The sequence below is a fragment of the Bartonella sp. HY038 genome, assembly GCF_014117425.1.
GTDB lineage: Bacteria > Pseudomonadota > Alphaproteobacteria > Rhizobiales > Rhizobiaceae > HY038.
In genome coordinates this window covers 1,480,092-1,494,650 of sequence record NZ_CP059725.1, presented here as the reverse complement: position 1 = coordinate 1,494,650, position 14,559 = coordinate 1,480,092, and the positions used below count along the sequence as shown (strand labels likewise).

The 14,559-nt window shown below is 40.6% G+C and carries 12 protein-coding genes and 1 tRNA gene; 5 read left to right on the top strand and 8 right to left on the bottom strand.

Annotated features, from left to right (window positions below):
• Positions 1-21 precede the first annotated feature (21 nt).
• On the bottom strand, positions 22-888 hold the full coding sequence (locus H3299_RS06315) for an ATP-binding protein (RefSeq protein WP_182419423.1): 867 nt from the start codon (positions 886-888) through the stop codon (positions 22-24).
• A 173-nt stretch (positions 889-1,061) separates the two neighbouring features.
• Here H3299_RS06315 and yajC point away from each other — a divergent pair, with 173 nt between their 5' ends.
• The 5 genes from yajC to H3299_RS06290 all read left to right on the top strand — a co-directional run bounded on the left by yajC (position 1,062) and on the right by H3299_RS06290 (position 5,699).
• Positions 1,062-1,517: a preprotein translocase subunit YajC gene (gene yajC, locus H3299_RS06310; RefSeq protein WP_182419422.1), complete on the top strand. Its 456-nt coding sequence runs from the start codon at positions 1,062-1,064 to the stop codon at positions 1,515-1,517.
• A 222-nt stretch (positions 1,518-1,739) separates the two neighbouring features.
• Entirely contained in the window at positions 1,740-4,007 is a 2,268-nt protein-coding gene (secD, locus tag H3299_RS06305; protein WP_182419421.1) for a protein translocase subunit SecD, read from the top strand.
• A gap of 46 nt (positions 4,008-4,053) precedes the next feature.
• Positions 4,054-4,440: an Mth938-like domain-containing protein gene (locus tag H3299_RS06300; RefSeq protein WP_182419420.1), complete on the top strand. Its 387-nt coding sequence runs from the start codon at positions 4,054-4,056 to the stop codon at positions 4,438-4,440.
• Positions 4,440-5,288, top strand: coding sequence for a phytoene/squalene synthase family protein (locus H3299_RS06295; protein WP_182419419.1), 849 nt, complete (start codon positions 4,440-4,442; stop codon positions 5,286-5,288). Before H3299_RS06300 ends, H3299_RS06295 begins: the two co-directional genes overlap by 1 nt.
• A 335-nt stretch (positions 5,289-5,623) precedes the next feature.
• Positions 5,624-5,699, top strand: a tRNA-Lys gene (locus tag H3299_RS06290).
• 32 nt (positions 5,700-5,731) lie between these two features.
• Here H3299_RS06290 and cobM read toward each other — a convergent pair.
• The 7 genes from cobM to H3299_RS06255 all read right to left on the bottom strand — a co-directional run bounded on the left by cobM (position 5,732) and on the right by H3299_RS06255 (position 14,526).
• Positions 5,732-6,463 carry a precorrin-4 C(11)-methyltransferase gene (gene cobM, locus H3299_RS06285; protein ID WP_182419418.1) on the bottom strand — a complete coding sequence of 244 codons (732 nt, stop codon included), beginning with the start codon at positions 6,461-6,463 and terminating at the stop codon, positions 5,732-5,734.
• 190 nt (positions 6,464-6,653) lie between these two features.
• Positions 6,654-7,586: a lipid A biosynthesis lauroyl acyltransferase gene (locus H3299_RS06280; protein WP_182419417.1), complete on the bottom strand. Its 933-nt coding sequence runs from the start codon at positions 7,584-7,586 to the stop codon at positions 6,654-6,656.
• Positions 7,587-7,592: 6 nt separating this feature from the next.
• Positions 7,593-8,621 (bottom strand): zinc-binding dehydrogenase, encoded by a 1,029-nt coding sequence (locus H3299_RS06275; protein WP_182419416.1) that lies wholly within the window; start codon positions 8,619-8,621, stop codon positions 7,593-7,595.
• 202 nt (positions 8,622-8,823) lie between these two features.
• Entirely contained in the window at positions 8,824-10,101 is a 1,278-nt protein-coding gene (locus H3299_RS06270; protein WP_182419415.1) for a beta-ketoacyl-ACP synthase, read from the bottom strand.
• Between the two features lie 14 nt (positions 10,102-10,115).
• Complete coding sequence (locus H3299_RS06265; RefSeq protein ID WP_182419678.1) at positions 10,116-11,294, bottom strand: beta-ketoacyl-ACP synthase; 1,179 nt, start codon at positions 11,292-11,294, stop codon at positions 10,116-10,118.
• Between the two features lie 176 nt (positions 11,295-11,470).
• Positions 11,471-11,755 (bottom strand): acyl carrier protein, encoded by a 285-nt coding sequence (locus H3299_RS06260; protein ID WP_182419414.1) that lies wholly within the window; start codon positions 11,753-11,755, stop codon positions 11,471-11,473.
• 398 nt (positions 11,756-12,153) lie between these two features.
• Positions 12,154-14,526 (bottom strand): NADP-dependent malic enzyme, encoded by a 2,373-nt coding sequence (locus H3299_RS06255; protein WP_182419413.1) that lies wholly within the window; start codon positions 14,524-14,526, stop codon positions 12,154-12,156.
• Between the last annotated feature and the right edge of the window lie 33 nt (positions 14,527-14,559).

Sequence of the window (14,559 nt, the reverse complement as noted above, 5' to 3'; positions counted from 1 at the left end):
ATATTAAATGCCGTTAATTCATCATTGGATGTTTTTTCCAAGTCTTCCGGCTACATCTTGGATGAATTGCCATGCAACTCGTCCGGATCGATTACCACGGGTTGTAGCCCAAGTTAGCGCTTCTTGACGCAGTTCATTGCGATCAATTGGTAATTTATAGTGCTCCGCATAACCAAAAATCATCGCTAAATAGTCATCTTGGCTGCATTTATGAAATCCAAGCCATAAACCAAAACGATCAGAAAGTGACACTTTTTCTTCAATTGCTTCCGATGGATTAATTGCGCTTGAGCGCTCGTTATCAATCATATCACGGGGCATTAAATGTCGTCGATTGGAGGTGGCGTAAAATAACACATTGGCTGGACGACCTTCAATGCCGCCGTCTAGTGCTGCTTTCAAAGATTTATATGATGTATCGTCATGGTCAAAGGACAAGTCATCACAAAAAAGAATGAAACGATAAGTTGTATCTTTTAAAAGATTCATCAGTTGTGGCAGAGAATCAATATCCTCACGATGAATTTCTACAAGTTTTAAGCGCTCTTCACTTTTATTTTCTAGATTAACCGCAGCATGGGCAGATTTAATCAAAGATGATTTCCCCATGCCGCGTGCACCCCAAAGCAAAACATTGTTTGCAGCAAAACCTTGGGCAAAACGGCGAGTGTTTTCAACTAAAGTATCACGCGATTGATCAACGCCTTTTATAAGATCAATATCCACCCGATTTACCTTTTTTACCGGACTAAGCGTAAGATTTGCCGCATCCCAAACAAAGCAATCTGCGTTTTCCGCTTCTACTGGTTTGGTAAGTGGTGGTGCGATTTGCCTAAGCACGCTAATCAATTCATCAAGCTTATTGAGCAATTCTGGATTATTAGGCATTGAAATTATCACCTTTATGTCAATATTTTAAAATTATTATTATGTTCTGGGTGTGAAAAATGCAATTCATTGTTTTTGCTAGTTGCTATAAGCTTCGCAACACATTATTTCGTGATAGTAACTGATAGTGGTATATATCGCTATTTTTATCAAATTGCTTAAGGAGTTTTCCTATGTCGTTTATTACACCAGCTTATGCGCAAGCTGCAGGTGGAGGTGGTTCAACATTTTCAATGCTTTTACCACTGGTTCTCATTTTCGTAATTATGTATTTTCTTATTATTCGCCCTCAGCGCGCGCAAATGAAAAAGCATCAAGAAATGATCAATGCTGTTCGTCGTGGCGACAATGTTATCACCGGTGGTGGCTTTATTGGTAAGGTTACCAAAGTTTTTGATGCAGAAGGTGAAGTTGAAGTTGAACTTGCTGATAATGTGCGTGTACGCGTTTTACGTAGTACCTTGTCAAGTGTTCGCACCAAAGGCGAAGTTGCAGTTGAAAAAACAGCTAGCAAAGCCAATAATAAAGATCGTGGTCATAAAAACGATAAAAATGCTGATGAATCAGTGGATAAAAATGACAGCGATGAAACATCCGCAGAAAAGGATCATGCATCAGAAAATAAATAATTTAAAATATAGCTAGAGCATTTGAAATTGATAATGTAAGCATTATTATGTCCTAGAGCCCATTCACGAATAATTGTGTCGTTGATGTGCTCTAGTTTGCTTTTATTGTCTTATCTTTTAACATAAAAGTTAATTTTTATTTTGTTGAAATTGCTCTAGCTTTTTTAGTTTGAAAATAAAATAAGTTAATGCTGTAAAATCTTTAAATGGGAATTGAGTAATATGCTATTTTTTTCTGTATGGAAGCGGGTTCTCATTTGGGCAGTAATTTTATTTGGTGTTATTGTTGCATTACCAAATATCTTGCCACACAGCATTTTAAATAAGCTTCCTGAGGCGTATGCTAGCCTTCATTTACCGTTAGGTATAGATTTACGCGGTGGTTCACGGATCGTTATGCAGTTGCCAAAGGATGATGAGCAATTGCGTGCTGATACCATAGATGTGATCACAAGGCGTTTAGATCAATCAAATCAAGATTTTATGGACTATAGCGTTAACGCACAAGGCAGTCATGCAATTCGCGTTGAAGTGCCGGGCTTTTTTAATGTACAAGAATTAAAAGATATCGTTAGTGTACCGGCTAATACTGCTGTTTATCAAGAGGTGGACGGAATTAACGCACAAGATGTTATTACTGGTAAAGTTGCAACGCCTCAAAACAGTGAAATTTTTTATGATTTTTCAGATCCGCCGGTTGGCTATCTTATTGACACTAATGCTGTTATCCGCAGCGAAAACCTGATTGGCGCTTTTGCAAACCCGATAGCCGATAGCAATAATGTACTCGTCAACATAGCTCTTGATGAGGTTGGAGCACAAGCCCTTAATAATTTTTCACAAACATCACCTAACAAGCGATTATTCTTTATTATGGATGGTGATATCATCTGGATTGAGAAAAATGTTAAAAAAACTGTTTCTGGTTACCTCGATATAGGCCCTGTTGAGGCTGAGCGGGCTAGTAGTTTTGCAACTCTTATTTCAAGTGGTCCACTTCCAACTGCAGTGACCTTAATTGAAGAGCGCACAATTGGTGCAGATCTTGGCAAGGATTATGCCGCTTCAGGCTTTAAGGCAGCCATTGGCGCTTTATTAGTTGTTGCAATTTTTATGGTTATTTCTTACGGATTTTTAGGTGTTGTTGCAGATATTGCTCTAACCGCAAATCTTGCACTCGTAATAACAATTTTGAGTTTTATTGGCGTTCCACTTTCGCTTGCTGGCTTTGCTGGTCTTGTTTTAACGATTGGTGTTTCGGTTGATGCGATTATTTTGATATATGAGCGCATACGAGAAGACCGCCGTAATGGTTATTCAGTTACACAAGCATTAGAGGCTGGTTTTGCGCGAGCAAAGGGCACAATCATTGATGCCAATATTACTACTTTGATTGCTGCCTTAGTTCTTTTCTTGTTAGGGATTGGTCCAATTCACGGTTTTGCATTGACCGTAACTGTTGGCATTATTGTATCGCTTTTTACAACACTTACCTTTACCCGACTAATGATTTCTACTTGGGTTCGTTATTCTAAGCCTGGTGAAGTTCCCGCACGTATTTTCCGCATTGTTCCGGTAAATACCCGCATAGCATTTATGCGTATTGGAAAATGGACACTTGGTATTGCATGCGCACTAATTATTGCAACGGGTGCCTTGACCCTAGCAAGCGGCGTTAATTACGGCATTGATTTTGCCGGCGGTTCGTTGGCTGTTTTAGAGGCTAAAGGCGATCACTCTGACCCTATTGATGTTGCTGAACGGGTAGGAAACCTTAATATTGGTGATGTAGTTGTTACGCAATCTAAAAACGCTAAAATTTTATATCTAACGGTTCCAAGTCAAGAAATGGGCGAGGATGCAGATCAGTCTGTTGCAGTAAAACTCAGAAACGAGTTTTCACAAGATTATCAATTACAGCGTATGGACGTGGTTGGGCCGCAAATATCAGAAAACCTATCTTCTGCTAGTTTAGTGGCTGTTATAGTTTCCCTCATTGCTATTTTTGGTTATGTCTGGTTGCGCTTTGATTGGAAGTTTGCGATTGGTGCAGTGGTTACCACTATCCATGACGTAATCATCTTGTTATTTTTATTCATTGTGTTCCAGTGGCAATTCAATATTTGGAGTATTGCCGCAGTGCTTGCAATTATTGGTTATTCTCTTAATGATACTATTGTTGTTTATGATAGGATAAGAGAACTCTTGCGCAAGGATGGTTATATCCAAATAACATCATTGGTTGATCTTGCCATTAATCGCACGTTGTCGCGTACCTTATTAACATCCCTTGCTACATTAATTGCCCATATTCCGCTTTACTATTTTGGTGGTACAGATATGCGTGACTTTGCTTCGGTGTTACTGCTTGGGATTATTATTGGAACTTATTCCTCCATCTTTATTGCTGGTCCTTTAGCTGTTTTATTAGGCATAGGACGCAATAAGAAAATGGAATATGAAGAAGATTTCGTTTCAGAATCAGCATAATCGATATTCTGAAATATTGCATGCTAAATAAATAATAGGAATTTTTATGGTTCAAGGAATTGAAATCCGAGACGCACATTTTCCAGGTAGCGCCCCTATCGATGCCTATGGAAATGGTGGTTTTCGCTTTGCAGATATGTCCCATAAAGGCTCAATTATTTGCGTGCCAAGCGGTATATATGGCATAGATCTCACTCAATCAACGCCCACAATTTTTGATGTTGATCGAGTTTTGCAAGAAGCAGATGCAATTGAGATATTACTGATTGGTACGGGCGTAAAGCTTTTGCGATTGCCAAAAGAGGTGCGTTCAGCACTACAACTGCGCAATATATCTGCCGATACCATGAGTACAGGTGCTGCCGTACGTACATATAATGTATTATTGGCTGAAAACCGCGCAGTTGCAGCAATTCTCTATGCGGTTGAATAATGGATAATACTCAATATTGTATGCAGCTTTTAAAGCAGGGTGATTTTGATCGTTATATCTCCTTGCTTTTTGCACCAGCGAAAAAGCGGGCAGGGCTTGCAGCGTTATTTGCATTTAATCATGAAATTGCACGTATTCGAAATGTGGTGAAAGAGCCATTAGCAGGTGAAGTTAGATTGCGGTGGTGGGCGGATAATATTGAAAAAGGCAGCAAGGAGGCAACCCAAAATCCGGTTCTTGATGCTTTGCTTGAGACGGTTAGCATTTATGGCTTGCCCGAAAAGGCTTTAATCAATGCATGTGAAGCACGAATTTTTGATCTATATAATGATTCATTCATTACTATCGCTGACTTTGAGGGGTATTGTGGCGAAACACAGTCTATCCTGTTTAAGCTTGGTTGCCAAATATTGGACGAGTTTGAAGCGCAAAATAGCGACAATGCATGCGGACATGGCGGTGTAAGTGCTGTATTAATGCAAATATTGCGCTTTTTACCTATGATCACTGCGGAACATCAATTTTACATTCCTACTGAGATTTTAAATGCTGTTGGTGTTAGCAGAGAAGATATCACTCCAGATAGCAATAATATTGAACAAAAGTCACGAGTGATTGCAGCTTTAACGGCTTTTGCCTTTGAGCATTATACAGATTTTAAAACTGCGCAACAAAAATTAGCACCAAGCTTAAGGCCAGTTTTTCTACCCTTAACACTTATGCCACGATATGTTAGGCGGACACAGAAGGCTGACTTTATAGCGTTTACTGAGCCATTTGAATTGTCACACTTGCAACGTCAATGGTCCATTTTAAAAACAGCGATCACGGGTAAATTTTCAAGCTAGTGCTTTTTTACCAATAGATGATTTATCTTTGACTTCAATTAATGTGATTATGAGAAGAATTTTAAGTGTGCCCTTTAAACCAATTTATGTGAAATAGCGCTGCGATAAAAAATATTAAAATTTGCTGTTTAAGAATCTGACACTAAGATTTGTCACAAGACAGTAATTTTAATATCGAAATGATTATTTTTGATGATTTTGTAAAAAAACTTATTTTAAAACATATAGTTATAATTAAATTGAGTTTATCTGTGTTTTTTCTATTTTTGCTGTTGACGTTTTGTCTTCTTAAACGTATGTTCCGCTCACTTTCCGCAACAAATCATGTTGTAAGGGAGCGCGTAGCTCAGCCGGTAGAGCAACTGACTTTTAATCAGTAGGTCCAGGGTTCGAATCCCTGCGCGCTCACCAATTTAGATTTCTTCATTAAAAATTTAGTTGTTTTATTTTTCGGAATAAAGATAAGAATTTAAAAAATTTTGCTGTGCTAATGCTGGTCCAACGAAAATAAGTGCTGTGCGTGAAATATTATGCTCATCAAGACTTATTTTAAGCTCTGAGAGCGTTGTAGGTATTATTTTTTCATTGTCCCAGCTAACATTTGCTGCAATAACAACAGGACATGTGTCCCCATAAAGCGGTGATAATTGTTGGATGATTGTATCTGGGTTTGTAGCAGATAAATGTATTACGATTGTTGCGCCAGATGCCCCTAAATGCGTTAAAGTTTCTTTTTCAGGCATAGCGGATGAGTTTTTTGAAGTACGGGTAAGAATAATTGACTGGTTAATTCCTGGCAGGGTTAATTCTTGTTTCATAGCCGCAGCTGCAGCTACAAATGAGGGAACGCCAGGAGTTATATCGTAAGGAATACCAATATCCTCAAGACAACGTATCTGCTCGGCAATTGCACCATAGAGTGATGGGTCACCCGAATGTAAGCGTGCTATATCTTGTCCCTTATTATGAGCATCCTTGACGAGCTCAATAATTTGATCAAGTGTCATATCATGGCTACTAATGCGTTTGATATGGGGGGGCAAATCTGTCAGCAAATCTTTAGGAATAAGAGAGCCGGCATAAAGACAAATAGGACAGGATTGTAATAGTCTAAGGCCGCGCACAGTGATGAGATCTGCAGCACCTGGGCCCGCACCAATGAAATGCACTGTCATGATAAACCTTTTTCTTGCCCATTTTAAAAATTACAAAAGAAATGATATGTAACGGTCACTTTGAAAATATATTGCTTTAACAAGCTCAACCAAAATCATTAGAGCAATTATTTAGAATTTTGCTCTAATGAATTGTTTTTATTGTTCAATTTAATAAGGTTGCACATCTTCCAAATGTCTGAAATGCCGACTATTTTTCCCATCTTTTATGAAACCACATCCATTGCCCAGGATATTCTCTAACCCAATTTTCAACAATATCATTTATCAATTGAACACTAGCATTGGTGTCAATTGCACCTTCAGCGTTTTTGGGTAGTTCAACCTTATCGAAAAGTTGTAACTTATATCGACCTTCAGGTAAGCGGATACAACGGGCAGGATAAACGTCGCAATCATATTGACGGGCTAATTTGGCCAGTAATGGATTTGTTTTAACTGGCAAATTGAAAAATGTTGTGTTCAATCCGCGACGAAACTTTTGATCTACCAACATTCCCACGTTACCGTTTTCTTGCAGGCGACCGGCAAGAACCCAAGCCGATCCAGCTTTGGAAGGAACCAAATGCCCCATCTTAGTGCGGCGGGCTTTTAAAACCCTCTTTGCGATGTAAGGGTTATTAGGTGGCCTAAATAGCGCCATCACATCAAGATCGTAGGTTGCTGCACAAATCGGTAAAAGCTCAAAATTTCCGGTATGAGCTGTAAAGAAAATATGTGGCTTATTCTCATCTCTGATGCGCTTGAATATTTCCTCTCCTTCAACCTCTACAAAACCAGGCTTATCTGATGTTGGGTCGAAATCGAAAATTTCATCAAGAAAAACATATTCAGCAAAAAGACGCCCCATATTGCGCCACATTTCACGCGCAATCGATTTTATTTCCTTATCGTCTTTTTCAGGAAAAGCAGCACGAAGGTTTTTAAGTGCTACCTGATGACGAGGGGTCATTGGTCCAATTAAACTGGCAAAATTAGCAAAAAACGCAATACTTGGCTTTGCTGGTAAAAACTTAATCGATACCAACATGCCAGCCGCAATATGCGCCCATAACCAATTCCACCAATCTTTAAATTTCATTTTAAGACGGTAAATAAATAACTTGATACGAAGTTTTAACATTTTAGATCAATCTATCTTTAGAATAATTTTTCCAAAGACATCTCGACCTTCCATGCGGCTAAGTGCTATATCGATCTCTTCAAAACCAACGATGGTGTCAATTACTGGATGAACCAAGCCTTGTGCCATTTTTTGCATAGCATCTGCCATATTTTCCATGCGGCAACCAAATGAACCTAAAATCTTCAATTGTTGTTGGAAAAGCTGCATCAAATTCATTTGAGTTGAAACGCCTGAAGTGGAACCGCAAGTCACGAGACGGGCACCACGTTTCATGCATAACATTGAACCTGCCCAAGTGGTTGCGCCGACATGTTCAAAAACAACATCAACACCTTTTTTGCGGGTTAGCTTGCGTACTACACCTTCAAAGCGATCTTCGCGGTAATTAATAACATGATCGGCACCTAATGCGCGCGCCTTTTCAATTTTGTCATCTGAGCCAACCGTGGTGATGATTGTACACCCCATTTTTTTGGCAAGTTGAATAGCGGCAGAACCAATACCAGATCCGCCAGCATGGATCAAAATAGTTTCACCTGGTTGTAGCTTGGCATTGTCAAAAAGCATGTGCTCAACTGTACCAAAAGTTACTGGTGCGACAGCTGCGCCAATTGCATCAACACCGGGAGGAGCTGGCACTAAAAGACGTGCGGGTAGATTTACTTTTTCGCAAGCAAAACCATCAAGGTGAAAGCCATGCACGCCGCTTACATGCTCACATAGATTGTCGCAACCTTCGCGGCATGCCTTGCAAAGCCCGCAGGTTCTGGCGCCATAAATTGAAACCAATTGCCCTGGATAAAAAGAGCTAACGCCTTCACCGATGGCAATAACTTCACCAGATGCCTCTGCACCGATGACGAGCGGCATTTTACGTTTGGCAAAGGCCATGCCGCGCCAACCCCAAACATCGATATGATTGAGTGCAACAGCTTTAATGCGTACAGTAACTTCGCCAATAGCTGGCGCATCTGGTTCTGCTATATCGGTAATTTCAAGGCGGCGATCATCTAGCAATTGCAGCGCGCGCATATGTGTAGTCCTCTCAAATAAATTTGCTGCTCTTTAATATGCAGCATAAAAATAAGCAAGCCCATAAAAGCTTGATAAAACTAATACTCGTGATATCGCATACCACATAAATGTTTAAGAATAAACCAAATGGATTACAATCCGCAATATAGAGTGGCGAGGTGACGCCGACAATTACGTCAAAATCACCTTAACTTAATGATTAGTTTTTATAAGCTTTAATTACCAGACTGCTATTTTGACCACCAAAGCCAAAAGAGTTTGATAATACTGTATCAACTTCTGCTGTGCGGGCAATATTAGCTACAACATCAAGCGGTATTGTTGGGTCAGCTTCTTGATAATTAATTGTTGGCGGCAAAATACCTGAACGAATTGTTAACAGTGAAAACACGGCTTCAATAGCGCCTGCTGCGGTTAACGTATGGCCAATCATCGATTTATTCGAAGATACGGGGATATTTTGAATGTTATCGCCGAATACCGTCGACATGGCAAGGTATTCCATTTTTTCATTCTCAGGCGTTGAAGTGCCATGGGCGTTAATATAGCCAACATCCATAACATTAAGACCAGCATCGGCTAAAGCTTTGTGGATCGAGCCTATCGCAGGAGACGCATCAGGTTTAGAGCGAGTACGATGGAAATCATCGGCGGTTTCACCACAGCCTGCCAAGATTCCTAATATATTGGCACCGCGTTTAACCGCACTTTCCAATGTTTCTAAAACCAAAGCACCAGAACCTTCAGCAATAACAAAGCCATCGCGCCCTTTTGCAAAAGGTTTAGAGGCTTTTTCTGGATGTTCATTTTGCGTGGATAAGGCTGATAAAAGTGAAAAACGGATAAGTGCTTCTGCTGTTACCGATCCATCGGTTCCAATTGCCAATACACGGTCTGTTTCGCCGCGCCTGATCGCTTCAACTCCCGTTTGAATTGCGGTGGCACCTGATGCGCAAGCTGTCGATAAAGTTACCGGTAAACCACGCGTTCCAAATTCGTCAGCAATTCGCTCAGCAATAAAGCCGAATTGAGTGGAATTATAGAATTCATCATGAGGTTTTTGAGCACAAGCTTGTAAAGCCAATTGATAGGATGCTTCACCTTGGTCGCGTACCTCATCATCCAAGGCAAAGCGACTTTTCCATGCAAGTTCTACTGGTGGGGCTGCTAAAACAAGTGGGCCATCAAAATTTTTTCCGGCAAAACCAGCTTCTTCAAGGGCTTCTCGTCCGGCGAGCAATGCCAATTTTTCCGATAAAGTAGAAGCGCCAAGCTGACTTTCTGGTAAAAAATCAACAGTGCCGGCAATACGCGTTGCAAGGTTCTCAGTTGGAAAACGGCTAATCGCATGAATGCCGCTTATGCCATTCGTCAATTTATGCCAATTTTCTTCCTTGCCAATCCCAAGCGAGGAAACAACCCCCATACCAGTAATGGCAACAATTGGACGACCTAGATGATCAAGATATTGAGACATGGTACAAATATTCCTTATGCGCGCGTAATATGCGCAATACCTTCAGCGCGTGAAACACCTGCTGTGATGGCAAATGCATCTTTTACTTCACCTTCATAGGCTTTTTCATTGGTGCTAAGTGGTGGGAACGCGCTTTGTTTTTGTACAGCTATTGCTGCAAGGGCTGTTGCAAATAAAAACTGTGCTTCACGCATATGGCCAAAAAGACTGGCAAAACCACGATAGGAAAGGCCCGTTTTTTCTAATGCTGCACGCTCTTGATTGGTTATATCAATAATACCGGATGCACCGCTTATTGCAAAATCATTATCTTTTGCACCAACCTTATCCAACATGCTAGTTAAACTTACTTCTAATGGCTGCTTTTTTCGATTTGTTTGGTCAGTAACAATTTTTTTCAATTCACCATAAATGGTGGCGCCACGCGCCTTTGCTTGCTCAGCTTCTTCAAGAACAAGAAAAACGCCACTTGTGCCAGTTATAGCGCCGCCACCATGGGCAAAATCGCGCTCCCAAACCGATGACCATTTATCTTTTTGCAAATAGCCGCCCAAAGCATAGCCAAGCAACATATCATAATGTTCGCTATTATAAGATGCGCCAACCAATGTGTGAGTACTTTGGCCGCCTCTAATGCGAGCAGCGGCAGTTTCAAGCGCTGCTATACCCGAACCCTCTTCACCCATAAATGTGCGCGATGAACCAGTTACTTTATGGACAATAGAAATATTACCTGCAAGTAGGTTGGATAGTTGGGCAAGAAAAAGGGTAGGTCGCAATTCGGTTGATAGCATCTTATTAAGCAGCACTTCGCGGTCAATACCTGCTTCTCTGCCTTTAGATAAAATCAACTGATCAACATTAATGTCGCGCTCACCGCCGCCTGCTGCAACGATCATATCCATGGTTGAAGTTAAAGCTTCATTACCTTTCATGCCAGCATCTTCTAGGGCAAGACCTGCGGCATAGGTACCAAGACGTTGCCATGTTTCCATTTGACGTTGATCGCTGCGCTTTGGAATTTGACTATTCCAATCAACTTCTCCTAAAGCATGAACCATATAGGGCGCAAAGCGTGCTTCATCCAAATTGGGCTGTGGTTTACCGTTTATTTGTTGCCAATGATGATCTACACCCTCACCAAGTGAAGAGATTAAGCCAATACCGGTGATGAAAACGGATTTTTCTTGCATCATATCCAATGCCCATAAATATACTGCCAAAGGACAAATATTTAAAATTGTCCGCAGAAATGTTAAATATTTTCTAGTTAAGTGTTTAGCACTTAATTACTTACATATCTCCCAATGCCAACTGAAGTGTTTAATACTCATGGCATCAGGAGGTAGAATTATAATTTTAAAAATTATTAGCTGGCAGCTTTTGCTGCAACAAGTTCATCAATCTTGGCGCAAAGATTTTTAAGGACAAAATATTCCTCTGTTTCAGCTTTGCCGTCATTAACTTCTTGTGTCCATTGCTCAAGTGGAATTTTAATGCCAAATTCCTTATCAATAGCAAAAACGATATCAAGGAAATCAAGGCTGTCGATCCCTAGGTCATCAATCGTGTGGCTCTCAGGTGTAATTGTATCACGATCAATTTCACTGGTTTCAGCAATAATATCGGCGACTTTGTCAAATGTTGAGGACAATGTGCAATTCCTTGTTTTAGCAATATATAACATGTTTTTAACATATTAAAAAACACATCACATATAAATTTGTTAACGCTCAATTAGTCTCGTTGAAGCTCATTGGCTTTTGCGAGAGTGTACAATAGTCTCTAATTTAAATCCATAGACCTCTTCTTAAAGACCATTTATTCATCCTGCTCTTCGTTATATACGAAATTAGGCTATAATCCAAATTATGATTTATAGCTATCTAATCGCTTTGCAAGTGAAGTAAAAGGGTGAAAAATATATTTTTCACCCTTTTAACTGTTTCAAAGATAATATTTTATCATTTTTTTTGCAAAAAAAACTTTAAACTACATATGTTTTAGTAATGTTTAGCAAAAAGACAAAATTTTAATAGCCAAAATAATTCATTAGGTTGGGATAATACGGCGATGGCGACGGAAATAATCTCCCGTATCAACCTCTTTATCCTTTGCGGTTAAGAGTGCATTTCTGCGATTTGCTTCAACTACAGCTAGGGCAGTCATATTAACAACGCCGCGCGATGTAACTGAAGGTGTTAAAATATGGGCTGGTCTTGAAGGTCCCATTAGAATAGGGCCAACATGCAATGCATCAAGGGTTTGCTTGACAACATTCATGGTAATATTGGCTGAATCAAGATTAGGAAATACCAGAAGATTTGCTTCACCCTTTAAGCGTGAACCTGGTAAAACGCGATCACGTAAAGATTGCGATAAAGCTGAATCACCATGCATTTCACCATCTGCTTCAATTTCTGGAAAACGTTGCGCAAATAGATTAGCGGTTTCGCGCATTTTTTCGGCGCTTTTGCTGCTTTTCGAACCAAAATTAGAGTGTGAAACAAAAGCAATTTTGGGTTCAATACCAAAGCCCTGTAGCTCTTGCGCGGCAAGCCAAGCAATTTCAACCAATTCTTCTGCTGTTGGATCTTGATTAACATAGGTGTCTGTAAAAAATATTGGCGTGCGCTGTGAGATAAGCAAACTTAATGCCGAGAAACCAGATACGCCCGGCTCAAGGCCGATTATTTGTTCAACCAATTGCAAATTGCGCTCAAAGCGGCCGCCAAGACCACAAATCATAGCATCAGCTTCGTCGCGCATAACAGCCAAAGCCGCAATTGCTGTTGTTGATGTACGAACAATTGTGCGGGCAACTTCTGGCGTGACGCCGCGTCTACCTGTATAGCTTAAAAAGAGATCCACATAATCACGATAGCGTGGATCGTCATCGGGATTTATCAGCTCAAAATCTTCATTTGGTCTAATTTTTAAACCAAAGCGTCTTAGCCTTACATCAATAACATTAGGCCTTCCAATAAGTATCGGAATGGCTGTCTTTTCTTCTAATACGACTTGAGCAGCCCGCAATACACGCTCATCTTCACCATCTGCGTAAATCACCCGTTTTACCTTGGAGCTTTTTGCCGTGGCAAAAACTGGCTTCATAATAAGTCCCGAACGGAAAACGAAGCGATTTAACTCTTCAAGGTAGTGCTCCATATCGGTAATTGGACGTAAAGCAACACCTGTCTCCAGTGCAGCTTTAGCAACAGCTGGAGCAATACGCAAAATAAGGCGATTATCAAAAGGCGAGGGAATTAGGTAATCTGGACCAAATTTGGGTACTTCGCCACTATAGGCTTTTGCAGCCGTATCAGAGGTTTCCTCTTGCGCAAGTGCTGCAATGGCAAACACTGCCGCTCGTTTCATTTCTTCATTGATAGCGGTTGCACCAACATCCAATGCACCACGAAAAATATGTGGGAAGCACAGGACATTATTAACCTGATTAGGATAGTCAGAACGCCCAGTACAAATCATCGCATCAGGACGAACTTTGCGCGCCTCTTCTGGCATAATTTCTGGTGTTGGATTGGCAAGAGCCATGACGAGGGGCTTTTCAGCCATTGATTTTAACAATTCTGGCTTCAATACTCCGCCAGCTGAAAGACCAAGAAAAATATCGGCATCTTTAATGACTTCACTTAGAGTGCGTGCATCAGTTTGCTGCGCGTAAACTTCTTTCCATCTATCCATGAGGCTGTTACGTCCTTCAAAGACAACGCCTTCAATATCGCTGACCCAAATGTTTTCGCGCCGAGCGCCCAATGAAACAAGAAGATTGAGGCAGGCAAGAGCAGCCGCACCGGCGCCAGAAGTTACGATTTTTGCATGTTCAATACGCTTATTGGCAAGAGAAAGCGCATTGATGACAGCAGCAGCAACAATAATGGCTGTACCATGCTGATCATCATGAAAAACAGGTATTTTCATGATTTTACGTAATTGGTCTTCAACCTCGAAACATTCAGGTGCTTTAATATCTTCAAGGTTGATACCGCCAAAAGTAGGTTCTAAAGACGAAATGGTCTTTACCATTGATTCAATTGTTGGAGCTTCGATCTCAATATCAAAAACATCAATATTGGCAAATTTCTTAAAAAGGACAGCCTTACCTTCCATTACCGGTTTAGATGCTAATGGACCAATATTGCCAAGGCCCAAAACTGCGGTACCATTCGAAATAACCGCAACAAGATTAGCTCTTGACGTATATTGAGCAGCAAGATTAGGGTCATCATGAATAGCAAGACAAGGAGCGGCAACACCCGGCGAGTAGGCTAATGCCAAATCGCGTTGGTTTCCCAAGGGTTTGGTTGCATGAATTTCTAATTTTCCCGGCTTTGGATATTGATGAAAAAACAATGCTGCTTCTTCAAGCTCCGAAAGTTTCTTTTTACCGCTTTTGGTTGTCATTATCTTGCCTTTGTTGCTAATTAACGCTTTTTT